Source organism: Actinoallomurus sp. CA-150999 (assembly GCF_050942425.1).
Classification (GTDB): domain Bacteria; phylum Actinomycetota; class Actinomycetes; order Streptosporangiales; family Streptosporangiaceae; genus Actinoallomurus.
The window spans coordinates 9,845,003-9,859,550 of sequence record NZ_CP192063.1; the positions used below are offsets into that span (position 1 = coordinate 9,845,003).

Sequence of the window (14,548 nt, forward strand, 5' to 3'; positions counted from 1 at the left end):
ACGGCGAGACGCGGCCGGCGGCAGAGACCGCGCAGGCCGATCCTCCATCAGATGGGGGCGTGCGCGCGAAGCCGGTGCATGATCTGGCCGGCGTCCGGTTCACTCCGGATCCGGTGCGCCGGCAGGCCCAGGCGGGAGAGCAGGTCGAGCGTGCTCAGGACCATCTCGGGGGGCCCGCAGACGAATGTCATGGGCCACGCCTCGACGTGGTCTCGCCCGACGACGTCGGCGACCGTCCGGCTCGGCGGGTGGTCGGGGTCGTCCGACACCGCCGCGATCAGGCGAAGCCGACCGTGCGCCGTGGCCAGGCGCGTCATGTCCTCCACGTCGTAGAAGTCCGCCTGCCGTCGCACGCCGTGGATCAAGGTGATGTCGGCCGCGCTGCTCGTCCGCAGCGTCTCCTCGGCGATCGCTTTTAGCGGGGCGAGCCCGGTCCCCCCGGCGAGGCACAGCAACCTCTCCGGCACGGGTGAGGGCAGTGTCATCATGCCCCGCGGTGGTCCGAGCATCAGCTGATCCCCGACGGACGTCTGGCGGATGAGGGTGGTGCTGACCCAGCCGGCCGGAATCAGCCGCACGTGAAAGGTGAGGTGGTTGTCCGGGCTCGGGGCGTTCGCGATCGAGTACGCCCGCCAGATCCGCGGCCAGCGAGCGACCTGGATCGTGGCGTATTGACCGGCGAGGAAGGGATAAGGCTGGTCCGGCTCCACCGTGATGACGGCGGTCTCGGGCGATCTCTGCTCGTGGGCGATGACCCGGGCGTTCCAGTAGGGAGGGGAGAAGCCCTCGTCCTGCGCCGCAGCCTGGATCATGATCGTGGCGATCAGTTCGTAGGCCGCCAGCCACGCGTCGCTGAACTCCTGCTTCCACGCTTCGCCGGCGACGGCCCGCATCGCGGCGATCAGGCACCGCCCGACGGCGGGATAGTGCTCCGGCCGCACGTCGAACTTGCGATGGTCCCTCGCGAGTTCGCCGAGGTAGGCGGTCACGCTCGCGGAGTCCTCGAGGTTGAGGACCACATAGGTGAGGGCCTGGACCAACCGGTCTCGCTGCGCGTCCATCCCCGCCGGGAACAACAGGCGAATCTTCGGATACCGCGAGAAGAGCAAGCCGTAGAACTGTGCGGCCACCTTCTCCTGGCTCTCGGAGACGAGTCCCCAACTCTCACGCAGGAGGGGGATGTCCACGCTCACGGGCGCGGCTCCCGGGGCGTCGCCGGCGCTCGCGTCAGTGGCGACGGGCTCTCCGGCGGTGACGTCCTCAGGGGTTGGCTGTTCTCCGCCTCGCCGGTGAAGTAGCCGGCTCCAGCGGGACGTACCGACCTGTCGGCCGTCCTTGCCCTGCGGTCTTCCTTCTTGAGGAGTGGAATGTTCTTCGAGCAATGGATGTAGGCCTCCTCGACGCTGACGACGACCCACCGCTCAGCGCGACGGCCTGATGCGGATTCGTCCTCGGACAGCCCGTAGTCCGTCGCCGCCTCCGCGGTGATGATGCGAGCCCGCCCGTTGACGTGCAGCCCGACGAGGTCGTTGAAGAAATCGATCATCAGGACGCCGATGTGCCCGTTCTCGACGATGTTGCCGAGGCTGGCCATGACGCCGTTGCCGTGGAACTCCGGGTAGGCGATGGTTCCATCGTCGATGACCTTGATGAAGCCGGGTGGTCCGGCGCGGAACGTGCAGTCGCACTCGCCCTGGGCGTCGGCGGTCGCGACGAACGCCATTTCCTGGCTGCCGATGAATTCCCGCATACGCGGGTTCAGCCGGTCCCGTACCTGCCTGTCGTAGAAGCCCTCAGCTCGCTGATCGGTGCCAAAGACCCGCTGAAGCAGGTGCTCTCCGTACGACCCGGGCCGATCCGAGCCGGATGCGTTCGCCGCCAAGCCGTACCTCACTCCCTGTCATCGGCTCCCCTGAGCCGCGCAGGTCTCAGCGCGAACCAAAGGTGAGCCTGCTCACCGGATGGGCCACCGATACGACTGATACTCCTCCCGGGACGACCGAAACAGCGGCGAGCCTACCCCACTAATTCCCCTTGGTCACCTTTTGCCGCAGAAGTACCGATTTGCTCGTTGCATCACTTTTTGAACGGCGATAACAACAGACAGTGACCTCGACATGTGCGGGCGCAGCGTCGGCGTGCGCCGTCATCAGCCGCGTGTGGCCGGTTCGCCGACGCAGCGCGGACAGGCCTGCCCCATGCCGTGAGGGTGTACGGGTAAGGTCACAATGCTGTGAGATCAATCGAGTGGCTGGCGATGGCCCGGCACGGCGAGAGCACGGCCAACGTCGCCGGGCAGGAGGCCGAGGCCAACGGGCTCCATGCGGTCGACCTCGCGCTGCGCGACGCCGACGTCCCCCTGTCCCGCCTCGGCCGGGAGCAGGCGACGGCGCTCGGCCGCCGGCTGGCCGCACTGCCCCCGGACGAGCGGCCCACGGTCGTACTGTCCTCGCCGTACCTCCGGGCGCGGGACACCGCACGCCTCGCCCTCGAGCAGCTCCCCGATCCTCCGCCGATCATCCTGGACGAGCGCCTGCGCGACCGCGAGGTCGGCATCCTCTACCTCCTCACACAGCGCGGCATCGAGGCCCGCTTCCCGGAGCAGGTCGAACAGAAGCGCCGGCTCGGGAAGTTCTACTACCGGCCGCCCGCCGGTGAGTCCTGGGCCGACGTGGCGCTGCGGCTGCGCAGCGTCCTCGCCGACGTGGAGCGCGAACACCCCGACGGCCGCGTCCTCGTCGTCGCGCACGACGCGATCGTCGTCCTGACGCGCTACATCGTCGAGCGCCTGTCCGAAGAAGAGCTCCTCGATGTGGAACGCACCCTGGTGGCCAACTGCTCGCTCACCATCTGGGCCCGCGAGGAGGGGGAGCTCCGCCTCGTCACGTTCAACGACACCGAGCACCTCAAGGACGCCGGCCTGACCCCGTGAGCCCGGGGGAGGCGGTCAGTCCTCGTCGTCGTGGACGAAGAGGTTGAGCAGCCAGCTCACCAGGCCGACGACGATCGCCCCCCAGAACGCCGCCCAGAAGCCGGACACGTGGAACGGCAGGTTGAGCTTCCCGGCGGACCAGCTCGCCAGCCACAGCAGCAGGCCGTTCACGACCAGCGCGAACAGCCCGAGCGTGAGCACGTAGAACAGGCACCCGAGCGTTTTGACGATCGGCTTGAGGAAGCCGTTGATCAGGCCGAAGACGACGGCCACGGCAATCAGCGTGCCCACTTTGCGCGGAGTCGTCGCAGCCGTCACGTCGATGCCGTGGACAATCAATGTGGCCACCCACAGCGCAACCGCGGTGATGACCACCCGTATCAGGATCTTCACGACTCGATGGTCGCACGAAACACTGGGTCCATGGCTACCCTCCGGAGCGTGACCGAAGACGACGTCGACGATCTGTCCGCCGTATTAGGGCGTGCGTTCGCCGACGACCCGGTCTGGCAGTGGATGTTCCCGCGCCACCCGGAACGGATGGCGCGGCTCTTCGCCGAGCTCCTCCGCAACGCGCACCTGCCGAAGGGCGCGAGCGAGCTCGCCGGCGAGGGTTCGACCGTCCAGGCCGGGGCGCTGTGGGATCCACCCGGCCGATGGCAGATCCCCCTGTCCGTCCAGCTGCGCCGCGCGCCCAGCCTGATCCGCGTCCTGGGCAGCCGGACCCTGCCCGTACTGCGCGGCCTCGGCGAGCTGGAGAAGGCCCATCCCACGGAGCCGCACTGGTACCTCGCGGTCCTCGGCACCGACCCGTCGGCGCAGGGCCGCGGGCTCGGCTCCGCCCTGCTGAGGTCCCGCCTGTCGCGCTGCGACGCCGAGCGGATGCCCGCCTACCTCGAGTCGTCCAAGGACAGCAACGTCCCCTATTACGAACGCTTCGGCTTCCGGGTCACCGGGGAGATCCACATGCCCGGCGCCCCGCCCGTCTGGCCCATGTGGCGCGACCCGGACTGACTCCCGCGACGACCCTCATGGCGTGCTCTCGAGGGCCGCGGGCTCGGGCGCGGAGGTGCGCCGGGTGGTGAGGGCCCTGGCTGCCGGAGGGCCCGCCAGGGCGACGAAGACGGCGAGCACGCCGGGAAGGGCCAGCGCGGTCCGCAGTGAGGTCGCCTCGGCCAGGTGACCGATGACCGCGGGCCCGGCCAGCAGTCCGCCGTAGCCGAAGCTGGTCAGCAACGCGATCGTCCGTCCCGCCGTGTCCGGGTCCGCCCCGGCCGTGCTGAAGATCACGGGCACGACCGTCGCCAGGCCGACGCCGACGAGGACCCATCCCGCCCACGCGCACCCCATCGCGGCGGCGCCGGCCGATGGGGCCACGAACACGAACGCGTAGCCGACGGCGGCCAGGGCGCCCGCCAGGCGAAGCGTGCGGCCAACCCCGAGCCGGCCCCGCAGCCGGTCGCCGAGGAGCCGTACGGTGGTCATGGCGACCGAGAAGACCGTGAAGGAAAGGGGCGCGAGGTCGGCCGACGCGCCGAGCACCCGGCGGGCGTGCATCGCCGCCCAGTCCATCGCGCCGCCCTCGCAGATCGCGCCCGCGAGCATCACCGCGCCCAGCAGCACGATCGTCCCCGAGATGCGACCGCGCCTCGGAGCGGCGGCCGGCTCGGAAGACGGTGCGGCGCCGCCCCCGGGGAGGAGCAGGCGTGCGGGAAGCAGGAACAGCACCGTCATGATGAGCGCGGTCCCGACGAGGAGCGTCTCGACACCGAGGCCGGCGCGCAGCGCGGCCGCCGTGACGAGGCCGCCGGCCGCGCCGCCGAGACTCCACATGCCGTGGAACGCCGACATGATCGGCCGGTCGTAGCGGACCTCGACCTCGACGGCGTGCGCGTTCATGCCGACTTCGAGCAGTCCGAAGCCGATGCCGAAGATGACCGCGCCGACGATCAGTGCCGGAAAGGAGCCCGCGAGCGCCGGTGCGAGCAGGAGGAGGGCGTGGAGGGGGCCGGCCGCCAAGGTGAGCCGACGGCTCGACCAGCGGTCGGACATCCGGCCCGCGAACTGCATCGACACGAGTGCCGTGAGGGAGATCACGAGGAGCACGGTGCCGGTCCGTCCGGCGCTCAGGTCGAGCCGGTCGGCGAGGGCGGGCAGGCTCGCGGCCCAGATGCCCACGGTCGTGCCGCACAGGCCGAAGTAGGAGAAGACGCCGACGCGGGCGCGTCTGGCCACGGGATCGATCACGGATCCTCCTATTTGCTCTTGCCTAGAACATAATGGAGGACAGTGGGCTGCCACAATCGATGGGTGCGTGCGGTGACCGGAGCGACGACCAGCGGCGAACTCCGCCTCCACAATCTCCTGCGCCTGCTCCGGGCCGCGCACGACCGAGGCGGCGAGGCCACCCGCTCGGAATTGACCCGCGACCTCGGGCTCGCCCGCGGGACGGCCGCCGTCCTGGTGGCCGACCTCACCGACGCACGACTGGCCCAGGAGCGCCCGGCGCCGCAGCGGGCCCGGGGCCGCCCGACCGCCCTCCTCGGCCCCCATCCCGACGGGCCGCTGGCCCTCGCCGTCGACCTGCGCGAGGACGGCTGGACGATCGCCACCGCGGAGCTCGGAGGCGCCGTCGCCGTACGGGAGGAACGGCCGCATGCCGTCTACCCGCCGGAGGCCGTGCTGGGCGGGCTGGCCGCGGCGATCGACCGGCAACTGGCCGACCTCGGGTCACGGGTGGTGGGCGTCGGCGTCGCGATACCCGGCCCCATCCGCGACGGCCGCGTCGTCGACATCCCACACCTGTCCTGGCGCGACGTCCCGGCGGCCGACATCCTGCGCGCCGGCGCGCTGCCGGTCCTGATCGGCAACGACGCCACCCTCGCCGGTCTGGCCGAGGCACGGCGCGGCGCGCTGCACGGCACCGCCCTCGGCCTGCACCTACACGTGGACTTCGACCTCGGCGGCGCGCTGCTCGTCGACGGAGACCCCCTGCACGGCGCGCGGGGCACCGCCGGGGAGTTCGGCCACATGCCGCTGCTCGGATCCGGCCTGCGCTGCGACTGCGGCACCACCGGCTGCTGGGCGCTCCAGGTCGGCGCGACCGCCCTGCTGCGGGCGACGGGCGCCCGCCTCGAACCGGGACGGGGCCGGGCCGACGCCGCGCGGATCCTGGCCCGTGCCGCCGACGGCGATCCCGGCTGCACCGCGGCACTGGACGAGGTCGCCCGCGCCTTGGGAACGGGTACGGCCGCGCTCGTCAACGCGCTCGACCCGCAGCGGGTGACGCTGTCCGGCCTGGGGACGCGACTCCACGCACAGGCGACAGAGGCGTTCGCGGACGCCTACCGCGACGGTCTGATGGCCTTCCACCGTGACCGGCCACCGCCGGTCCTGCCCACCGCGCTCGGTACGGACGCGATCCTCATCGGCGCCTCCGAACTGGCCTTCGACGCCTTCCTCACCCCGGAGGGCCTCACCGCCTGGACCGCCGGGCCGGCCTGACCGGGTGGGCCAGGAGCGGGCGACCCGGTTAGCTGCGCGTCGAGGCGGGTATGCGAGCGGCGGTCACGAGCGGCCGGGAGCGTTCAGCGCGACCGCGACGCGTTCGGCGGTGAGATCCGCCAGGTCCCCGGCGACGTACGTGGCGAGCGCGAGGGCGTCCGCGGCGGGCGGGTAGCGGGGATGCGGCACCGCGATCACGCGCATCCCGGCGGCGTACGCGGACCGCAGGCCGTTGCTGGAGTCCTCGACGGCGGCGCAGCCGGCCGGGTCCACGCCGAGCCGCTCCGTGGCCAGGAGATATCCGTCGGGCTCCGGCTTGCCGCGGGCCACCTCCTCCGTCGACACGGTCGCCGTGAACGACGCCGTCAGCCCCGTACGGTCGAGGACGACGTCGATCAGCAGGCGCGGCGAGGAACTGGCCAGTCCGAGAGGCCAGCGTGCCGCGAGCCGGCATACCGCGTCGACCGCCCCGGGCATCAGCGGGACGCCGTCGTCCTCGTACCGGCGGGCCATGTGCGCCACGACGCCGCGGGCGACCTCGTCGGCCGGGAGCCGGACGCCGAGTTCGCCGCTCAGGTACGCAGCCCACTCGGACGTGCTCATGCCCATGAGCCGCTGCTGGGTGTCGGGCTGCCACTGCCCGCCGTGGTCGGCGACGAACGCCCGCCGTACCTCTTCCCACACCGGTTCGGAGTCGACGAGCACCCCATCGAGATCGAAGACCACAGCACTCATGGGGATAACTCTGTCAGCAGCGGAAGGGTGAGCACGAAGCAGGCACCCTTGTCGCAGTCGCCGAGGATGAGAGTGCCGCCGTGCGCGTTGGCGATCTCCCGGGAGATGGCCAGCCCGAGACCGCTGCCGCCGGGGTCGCGCTGCCGGGCCTCCGGCAGCCGGGTGAACCGCTCGAAGATCCGCTCCTGGTCGACCGGGGCGATCTGCTTGCCGTCGTTGCAGACCTCGAGGACGGCCTCGCCGTCCCCCCGCCGTACGGTGACGGTGACCTCCGACTCGGCGTGCCGGGCGGCGTTGTCCAGAAGGTTGGTGAGCACCCGGCTGATGTCCAGCCGGTTCGCCCGGACCACCACTCCGGGCTCGGCGATCACCTTCGCGGTGATCCGCCGGGGGACGCGGCGTACCTCGCGCTCGGCCAGGTCGCCGAGGTCGACGGGGCCGTTGCGGCTCGGCAGGCCCGCGTCGCGGCGGGCCAGCGCGAGCAGTTCGGTGACGATGTTCTGCAGGCGTTCGGTGTTCTGCAGCGTTCTGGCGAGCGCCTCCCGCAGGTCGGTGCCCTCCGGGTCGAGCAGCGCGATCTCCAGTTCGGCGCGCAGGCCGGCGATCGGGCTGCGCAGGTCGTGGGAGACGTCGGAGACCAGGCGGCGCTGCTGTTCCACGGCCGCCTCCAGCCGGTCGAGGGTCGCGTTGACGGCCATCGCCAGCCAGTAGAACTCGTCCCGGCGGGGCGGCAGCGACACCCGGCGTCTCAGGTCCGCCACGTTGATCGCGTCGAGTTCGTCGCGCAGCGCCTCGACCGGCCGCAACCGCCGCCCGGCGGCCCACCACCGCCAGACGCCGCCCGCTCCGATGCTGACCGGGATGCCGAGCGCCAGCAGGACGGCCAGGCCGGGGCGCGGGAACAGTCCCGGCTCCGGCGCGATCGAGTGGATCGTGACCGCCTGCCCGGGGCCGGGCACCCGCTGGGAGACGACCGTGAGGCAGTGCCGCGGGTCGACGCACACGCGCTGCTCGATGCGCCCCCCGTTCGGAGGTCGCCGTGCGTGCAGCGCGGGCAGCCCGGAGACACTCCTCGTGGCGGCGACGACCTGACCCTGGTCGTTCTGGACCTGGACCAGCTGATGCTCACCGGTGATGACCGGGTTCGTGAGCTGCCCGGCACGGGCGAGCGCCGCGATCTGCCGGGTCGTGAACGTCAGCTCGCTCGTGAGGCTGCTCGCCACCCGGTACTGGACGAAGGCCAGCAGCCCGACGTAAACCAGCACGGCGACGATCCCCGCCACCGTCATCGCGATGACGGTGGCGCGCTGCCGGATCGTCTGGTCTCTGTGTCGCACTGGCTGTTCCCCCGGACACGGCGCCCCTGAGCCATGCCACAGCACCCGATCAACTACCCAACGGGGGGCTCCCTATGCATTCCGTCACCTCCGGGTGTACGGCGAATGTGGCGAGCGTCACGCCGGCGGAGAGGCGCTCCGGGACGGGCACGCCCTCCCGGCGAACCGCTCCATGTCTTCCACGGGAGGACCGGCGCGACGAGAGAATCGTCGGCGCGTGGTCACCTGGCCGTACGGCTTCCTCCCTGGTCGGCGCGCGGACCACCGGGCTGATGGGTGGGGCCTGAGAGGGCTATGCCCGGTACGTCCGATTCCCCGAATGGAACGCGGCAAAAGGTCCGGGCTTCCGGTCGTCCCGACGTACGTATGTGTGTCAGAGTTGACACGCGACAGAACACAGGGAAGCGGTGATACTCAACTGGAGGAGACGTACGGCCGCGAGGGCGGTCGCCAGTGGGGCGGCCCGGCCGGTGGAAAAACAGGACAACGAATGACTGCCGTCCGCGCCACAGATGGGCGACAATAGCGGCGTTCGATGGGAGGCGGGAGCGCCAATGAAGAAGTACCTGACCTGGGCACTTATAGCCTTTGTCATCTTCTACCTGCTGAATTCCCCCGGTAGCGCGGCCCACGTGGTGCACAACGCACTGGGCGGGCTGATGTCGGCGGGCAACTCCTTGTCGAGGTTCGTCAACGCACTGTAACCCCCTGTCGGCGCGAGGCCCTCTCGCGCCACGCCCCAACATCCCCCATCGTCGCCGCGGTCCGGGCTTCGTTCAACGCCCGGACCCGGAGGTCGCCGCCCGGCACTCTAGAACCAGGTTCTAGAGTGAGCCGCAGCGCCGACCTGAGAGGTGACCATGGGACCACTGCACGGAGTTCGCGTCATCGAGATCGCGAGCCTGGCACCTGCGCCGTTCGCGTGCATGGTGCTGTCCGATCTGGGTGCCGACGTGCTCCGCGTCGACCGTCCGTCCAGCGTTGCCGGCGCGGCGACGCTCGTCGGCGGCGCGGCGACCGCGGATCCGCTGAGCCGTGGCCGCCGTTCCATCGGCCTGAACCTCAAGGACCCGGCCGGCGTCGAGGTGCTCCTGCGTCTCATCGAGTCGGCCGACGTCCTCGTCGAGGGCTTCCGCCCCGGCGTCACCGAACGCCTCGGTTTCGGCCCCGACACCTGCCTCGAGCGCAACCCCGGCCTGGTGTACGGCCGGATGACCGGCTGGGGCCAGGAGGGCCCCATGGCCGCGATGGCCGGGCATGACATCAACTACATCGCCATCGCGGGCGCGCTCGACCCGATCGGCCATGCCGGCGAGCGGCCCGTCCCACCGCTCAACCTCATCGGCGACTTCGGCGGCGGCGGAATGCTCCTCGCCCTCGGCGTCCTCGCCGCGCTGTTCGAGCGGTCGCGGTCCGGCCGGGGACAGGTCGTCGACGCCGCCATGGTCGACGGCGCCTCCCTGCTGACCTCGTTCATCCACGGCATGCGCGGCCAGGGACTCTGGCGCGACGAACGCGGCGCGAACCTCCTCGACGGCGGCGCGCCGTTCTACGACACGTACGAGACGGCCGACGGCCGGTACATGAGCGTCGGCGCCCTCGAGCCCCAGTTCTACGCCGCCCTGCTGCGCGGCCTCGGCCTGGAGGGCGAGGACCTGCCCGCCCAGCTCGACCAGGAGCGCTGGCCCGAGCTGCGCGCCCGCTTCACGGAGATCTTCAAGCAGCGCACCCGCGACGAGTGGACCGCGATCTTCGACGGCACCGACGCCTGCGTCGCGCCGGTGCTCGGCCTCGGCGAGGCGCCCGCCCACCCGCACAACCAGGCCCGCGCCGGCTTCGTGGAGCTCGGCGGGCTGACCCAGCCGGCCCCGGCGCCGCGCTTCAGCCGCACCGAGGCGGAGACGCCGCGCCCGCCCGTACGGCCGGGCGAGCACACCGACGCCGCCCTGACCGAACTCGGCCTCACCGACGAGGAGATCGCCGCCCTCCGCGCGACCGGCACCGTCGCCTGATCACCCTTCTTTGAGGGGGTGGCGGCGGAGGACGCGGTCGCCGAGGCGGAGCCAGGTGACCTCGCCGTCGGCGCGGACGAAGCGGACGGGCATGCCGCCCTCGTCGCGGCCCTCGTCGGGGCCGGTGAAGCGGATCCGGCCGGTCCCGTCGCCGGACAGCACGACGCCGTCACCGGTACCGTCGACCCGTACGTCCTCCGTGCCGTCGGTGTAGACGCCGAGATGGTCGCGGACGTCGGGCGCCTGGAGGTATTCCGTCGGCTCGTCCCTGGCCGGGAGCCCGAGCGCCTCCTCGGTGAGCTTCGCGAGAGCGGCTCCGGCGGCCTCGGAGTTGGCCAGGATCACGAACGCGCGCCCGCTGTCGGGGAGGATCGTCAGGCGCGCCGTGTAGCCCACGGTCTGACCGGGGTGCCCGACCGCCCGCCTCCCTCCGGGCAGGTCGCGGATCCACCAGCCCGTGCCGACGTGCTCGCCCGGCCGGGAGGCGTCGGCGAGAGGCACCCACATGCCGTGCGGCTCGGCCAGCACGTGGCGGGAGAACGCGATGAGGTCGCGGGCGCTGGTCATGAGCCCGCCCGCGCCGTTGCGGGCCCGCGACCGGCCCCACGGCCGTACGACCCGGGGCGGGTCGCCCCGGTGGCCGAGCGCGATCGGATACGTGACCGCCTCGTCGGTGAAGAAGGTGGAACGCTCCATGCCCGCCGGCTCGAACACCAGCCGGCGCGCGGCGTGCTCGTACGGCTCCCCCGCCACGACCTCGACGATCCGCGCGAGGACGATGAAGCCGGAGTTGCTGTACCCGTGGAAGCGGCGCAGCGGGAAGATCTGGGGCGCGGTCGCCAGGTCGGCGACCGCGCGGGCCAGCGCGCCGGCGTCGAGTTCGTCGGCCGGACGGTGCGCGGCCCCATCCGGCGTCCAGCCCGACCGGTGGGTCAGCAGGTCCCGTACGGTGACCTGCTCGCCGGCCGCCGGATCGGCAACCCGGAAGTCCGGGAGGTGGTCGCGTACGAGGGTGTCCGGGCCGACGCCGAGACGAGTGAGCGCGGTGGCGGTGATCAGTTTGCTGATGGAGGCGACACGGAAGAGCGTGTCCGCGGTGACCGGGACCGGATCCTCGACGCTGCGGACGCCGTACGCGCCGTAGCTCTCCTCGCCGTCGTCGAGGGAACCGACGCAGACGCCGGGTGCGGCCGGGACTCCGGTCGGCGAGTCCGGCCCATCGGGCAGCCGGAGCGTCTCAGCGAAGTCCATGTCGCCTCCATCGGGGGCACGCGTCAGGCGGACTTCCAGACATAGCCGACCGGGCCGTCCGAGTGCCAGCCCTTCCTGACGAGCGCCTTGGACTCGGCCTTGGTGACGAGGCGCCACCGGTTGTTGTTGGCGACGCGCCAGAGCAGCACCTTCTTGGTCGGGCTCTTGGAGGCGTAGCCCAGGACGCCCTCGTACACGAAGTTCCCGGACCGCACCAACTTGTCGCGCTCCTTGGTGGAGAGGGTGACGATGTAGGAGGAGAACGGCTTGAACCGCAGCCGGTACAGCGTGACCGAGCCCTTGAACGGCTTACGGTAGACGTAGCCCAGATTGTGCTTGATCTGCGTGAACTTGTACTTCTTTACGGCGTTGACCGCTTCCGTCGGGTTGGCCGTGTAGAAGTAGCCCTTCCCGCCCGTCGTGTAGAACTCGTAGAGCTTGAGCCGGCCATGGGCGGTGGCGTCCACCTGGGGCGCCGGAGCGGCGGCCTGGACGGGCTGGTGGTTCCCCGCGGCGCGGGCCGTGGAGGAAGACGGCGAGGATCCGCAGGCCGCGAGCGTCATTCCGGCCACCGTAAGAGTGATGGACGCGCCGATTACGCGAGTGAACATTGTCCCCTCAATGGGATCGGAAGCAACGAACGGAACATTCGACGAAAGGGTCACACAAGTCGTTCCGCATGGCTTGCCGTTTCAACTCTCACAGAAATAACGCGGCCTATCGCTTGCTTGGTTCGCTCGCTACCCTTGGCGAGAGCGGTGTCCCCTCTCACGGAGGAGAAGCGGCGTGGAGATCGATCTGCTGGACGGGGAGATGTACGCCGGCGACCCTTCGGAGGTCTACGCGTGGCTGCGGCGGGAGGCGCCCGTCTACCACGACGAGGCCAACGGCCTCTGGGGCGTCTCCCGGCACGCCGACATCCGCGACATCGAGCGCGACCCGCGCCTGTGGACCAGTTCCGGCGGCTACCGCCCGCAGATCGCCGCCGACCCGTCCATGATCGGCACCGACGATCCCGAGCACGCCCGGCGGCGTCGCGTGGTGTACCGGCGGTTCACCCCGCGCGGCGTCGCCCGCTATGCGGACCGGATCCGGGCGACGGCGGTCGAGCTGATCGAGACCGCGCTCGCCGCCGGAACGGTCGACGCGGTGCCCGCCCTGGCCGCGCCGCTGCCCGCCCGGATGATCGGCTGGCTGCTGGGCTTCCCCGACGACGCGTGGCCGAAGCTCGTGCACTGGTCGGCGACCGCGGTGGTCGCCGGCGGCGGGCGGCGATACGTCACCGAGGAGGCCGCGATCGCGGCCGGCGAGTACGGCGAGGTCGTGGTCGGCATGGCGCAGGACCGGCGTTCGTGCCCGGCCGACGACCTGCTGTCGGTGTGGTGCGCCTCCGAGGAGTACGACGACGATCGCCTGGCACACGAAGCCCTGCTCCTGCTCATCGGCGGAGCCGAGACGACCCGGACCGTGCTCGCCACGGCGATCGACGCGCTGATCCGCCACCCGGACCAGTGGGAGTTGTTGCGCCGGAACCCCGTCCTGCTGTCCGACGCGATCGAGGAGTTCATCCGCTGGACGACTCCGGTGCTCAACATGTGCCGGGTCTCCTCCCGGGAGGCGACGGTCGCGGGCGTCACCGTGCCGGCGGGCTCCCAGGTGCTCCTCATGTACGGGTCCGCGAACCGGGACGAGACGGTGTTCACCCGGCCTGAGGTGTTCGACGTGACCCGCGAGCCCGGCGGCCACATCGCCTTCGGACTGGGCTCCCACTTCTGCCTCGGCGCGGCCCTCGCCCGGCTCGAGCTGCGGATCTTCTTCGAGGAGTTCCTGGCGCGGGTCGCCTCCGCCGCGTGGGCCGACGCCGAGGGGCCGCGCATCCTTCCCAACGCCTTCGTCCGCGGCGTGACGGAGTTCCCGGTCGCGTTGAAGGGGTTCTAGTCCGATTACACCGGTCCGTCTCCGTCAAATGCGGGATCTGTGACGGCGCCGGTTCGGCCATCCTCGTGCCATGAGGTCCATCCGTGTCCTCATCGTCGATGATCACGCGCTGTTCGCCGAGGCGCTCGCGGCCCGGCTGGCCGCGGAACCCGACCTTGAGGTGCTGCCCGTCGCGGGCGACGTCCGGCGCGCCTCCGCGCTGGTCGCCACCGAGGCGCCCGACGTCGTCGTGCTCGACTTCGTTCTCGGCGACGAGAGCGGGCTGGACATGCTCGACCTCCTGCGACGCCGCCACCCGCCGGTACGCGTCGTGATCCTCAGCGCGATCACCGACCTGGCCCCCATGGTGACCGCGCTACGGCACGGCGCGGTCGCCTGGGTGCCGAAGACGGAGAGCGCCGACCTCGTCGCGCGGGTGGTGCGCGGTGCGGCGGGGCGGGGCGGCTGGATCCCGCCGGACGTCCTCGGCGACGTGCTCCGCCGGCTGCTCACCACCGGGGAGACGACCGAAGGCGTCCTGGCCCGGCTCACGCCGCGTGAACGCGACGTTTTACAGGGCATGGTGGACGGGCTGAACCGGACGTGGATCGCGGACCGGCTCGGCCTGTCGGCCAACACGGTGCGCACCCACACCCAGAACCTGCTGGCCAAGCTCGGTGCGCACTCGACGGTGGAGGCCATCACGATCGCCATGCGCGCCGGGGTCACGCCCGCCGATCCGCACGACGGGTCGCCGCACTGACGCGCGTATGCGCTGCGACGCCCGGATTACAAGCACGGTTCACGCACAGTGACGCCATGACCACCTGTGGCCAGGTCGGGTCTGGTTGCGGCCACTT

15 protein-coding genes are annotated in these 14,548 nt (G+C 71.3%); 7 read left to right on the forward strand and 8 right to left on the reverse strand.

What is annotated here, in order from left to right; genetic code table 11:
- Positions 1–47: 47 nt before the first annotated feature.
- Positions 48–1,193 carry a globin domain-containing protein gene (locus ACQP2O_RS45290; protein ID WP_433175598.1) on the reverse strand — a complete coding sequence of 382 codons (1,146 nt, stop codon included), beginning with the start codon at positions 1,191–1,193 and terminating at the stop codon, positions 48–50.
- Positions 1,190–1,882 (reverse strand): pyridoxamine 5'-phosphate oxidase family protein, encoded by a 693-nt coding sequence (locus ACQP2O_RS45295; protein WP_433175599.1) that lies wholly within the window; start codon positions 1,880–1,882, stop codon positions 1,190–1,192. The genes ACQP2O_RS45290 and ACQP2O_RS45295 overlap by 4 nt, the downstream gene beginning before the upstream one ends.
- 351 nt (positions 1,883–2,233) lie before the next feature.
- Between ACQP2O_RS45295 and ACQP2O_RS45300 the strand changes: the two genes are divergently transcribed.
- The gene (locus tag ACQP2O_RS45300) at positions 2,234–2,932 is read left to right on the forward strand and encodes a histidine phosphatase family protein (protein WP_433175600.1); all 699 of its coding nucleotides are present in this window, start codon (positions 2,234–2,236) and stop codon (positions 2,930–2,932) included.
- Positions 2,933–2,947: 15 nt separating this feature from the next.
- Here the strand turns inward: ACQP2O_RS45300 and ACQP2O_RS45305 are convergent, their stop codons facing one another.
- The gene (locus tag ACQP2O_RS45305) at positions 2,948–3,325 is read right to left on the reverse strand and encodes a phage holin family protein (RefSeq protein ID WP_433175601.1); all 378 of its coding nucleotides are present in this window, start codon (positions 3,323–3,325) and stop codon (positions 2,948–2,950) included.
- A 147-nt stretch (positions 3,326–3,472) separates the two neighbouring features.
- Here ACQP2O_RS45305 and ACQP2O_RS45310 point away from each other — a divergent pair, with 147 nt between their 5' ends.
- Complete coding sequence (locus ACQP2O_RS45310) at positions 3,473–3,946, forward strand: GNAT family N-acetyltransferase (RefSeq protein WP_433175602.1); 474 nt, start codon at positions 3,473–3,475, stop codon at positions 3,944–3,946.
- Between the two features lie 15 nt (positions 3,947–3,961).
- Here ACQP2O_RS45310 and ACQP2O_RS45315 read toward each other — a convergent pair whose 3' ends face one another.
- On the reverse strand, positions 3,962–5,179 hold the full coding sequence (locus ACQP2O_RS45315; protein WP_433175603.1) for an MFS transporter: 1,218 nt from the start codon (positions 5,177–5,179) through the stop codon (positions 3,962–3,964).
- Between the two features lie 63 nt (positions 5,180–5,242).
- Here ACQP2O_RS45315 and ACQP2O_RS45320 point away from each other — a divergent pair, with 63 nt between their 5' ends.
- Positions 5,243–6,436, forward strand: a complete 1,194-nt coding sequence (locus ACQP2O_RS45320; protein ID WP_433175604.1) for an ROK family protein — start codon at positions 5,243–5,245, stop codon at positions 6,434–6,436.
- Between the two features lie 63 nt (positions 6,437–6,499).
- Here ACQP2O_RS45320 and ACQP2O_RS45325 read toward each other — a convergent pair whose 3' ends face one another.
- Positions 6,500–7,171, reverse strand: a complete 672-nt coding sequence (locus ACQP2O_RS45325) for an HAD family hydrolase (protein ID WP_433175605.1) — start codon at positions 7,169–7,171, stop codon at positions 6,500–6,502.
- A complete protein-coding gene (locus ACQP2O_RS45330; protein ID WP_433175606.1) occupies positions 7,168–8,508 on the reverse strand; it encodes a sensor histidine kinase in 1,341 nt (446 codons plus the stop codon). The genes ACQP2O_RS45325 and ACQP2O_RS45330 overlap by 4 nt, the downstream gene beginning before the upstream one ends.
- Positions 8,509–9,062: 554 nt before the next feature.
- Here ACQP2O_RS45330 and ACQP2O_RS45335 point away from each other — a divergent pair.
- The gene (locus ACQP2O_RS45335) at positions 9,063–9,212 is read left to right on the forward strand and encodes a hypothetical protein (RefSeq protein WP_433175607.1); all 150 of its coding nucleotides are present in this window, start codon (positions 9,063–9,065) and stop codon (positions 9,210–9,212) included.
- 156 nt (positions 9,213–9,368) lie between these two features.
- A complete protein-coding gene (locus ACQP2O_RS45340) occupies positions 9,369–10,520 on the forward strand; it encodes a CaiB/BaiF CoA transferase family protein (protein WP_433175608.1) in 1,152 nt (383 codons plus the stop codon).
- Here ACQP2O_RS45340 and ACQP2O_RS45345 read toward each other — a convergent pair whose 3' ends face one another.
- Both ACQP2O_RS45345 and ACQP2O_RS45350 read right to left on the reverse strand, forming a co-directional pair.
- The gene (locus tag ACQP2O_RS45345; protein WP_433175609.1) at positions 10,521–11,771 is read right to left on the reverse strand and encodes a serine hydrolase domain-containing protein; all 1,251 of its coding nucleotides are present in this window, start codon (positions 11,769–11,771) and stop codon (positions 10,521–10,523) included.
- 23 nt (positions 11,772–11,794) lie between these two features.
- Positions 11,795–12,382: a hypothetical protein gene (locus tag ACQP2O_RS45350; RefSeq protein ID WP_433175610.1), complete on the reverse strand. Its 588-nt coding sequence runs from the start codon at positions 12,380–12,382 to the stop codon at positions 11,795–11,797.
- Positions 12,383–12,557: 175 nt separating this feature from the next.
- Between ACQP2O_RS45350 and ACQP2O_RS45355 the strand changes: the two genes are divergently transcribed.
- Both ACQP2O_RS45355 and ACQP2O_RS45360 read left to right on the forward strand, forming a co-directional pair.
- On the forward strand, positions 12,558–13,709 hold the full coding sequence (locus tag ACQP2O_RS45355) for a cytochrome P450 (RefSeq protein WP_433175611.1): 1,152 nt from the start codon (positions 12,558–12,560) through the stop codon (positions 13,707–13,709).
- Positions 13,710–13,779: 70 nt separating this feature from the next.
- Positions 13,780–14,451, forward strand: a complete 672-nt coding sequence (locus ACQP2O_RS45360; RefSeq protein WP_433175612.1) for a response regulator — start codon at positions 13,780–13,782, stop codon at positions 14,449–14,451.
- Positions 14,452–14,548: the final 97 nt, after the last annotated feature.

Coding starts and splice junctions, on each gene's coding strand:
- ACQP2O_RS45310 (WP_433175602.1), top strand. CDS start 3,473: ATGGCGCGGCTCTTCGCCGAGCTCCTCCGCAACGCGCACCTGCCGAAG.
- ACQP2O_RS45325 (WP_433175605.1), bottom strand. CDS start 7,171: ATGAGTGCTGTGGTCTTCGATCTCGATGGGGTGCTCGTCGACTCCGAA.
- ACQP2O_RS45335 (WP_433175607.1), top strand. CDS start 9,063: ATGAAGAAGTACCTGACCTGGGCACTTATAGCCTTTGTCATCTTCTAC.
- ACQP2O_RS45340 (WP_433175608.1), top strand. CDS start 9,369: ATGGGACCACTGCACGGAGTTCGCGTCATCGAGATCGCGAGCCTGGCA.
- ACQP2O_RS45345 (WP_433175609.1), bottom strand. CDS start 11,771: ATGGACTTCGCTGAGACGCTCCGGCTGCCCGATGGGCCGGACTCGCCG.
- ACQP2O_RS45350 (WP_433175610.1), bottom strand. CDS start 12,382: ATGTTCACTCGCGTAATCGGCGCGTCCATCACTCTTACGGTGGCCGGA.
- ACQP2O_RS45360 (WP_433175612.1), top strand. CDS start 13,780: ATGAGGTCCATCCGTGTCCTCATCGTCGATGATCACGCGCTGTTCGCC.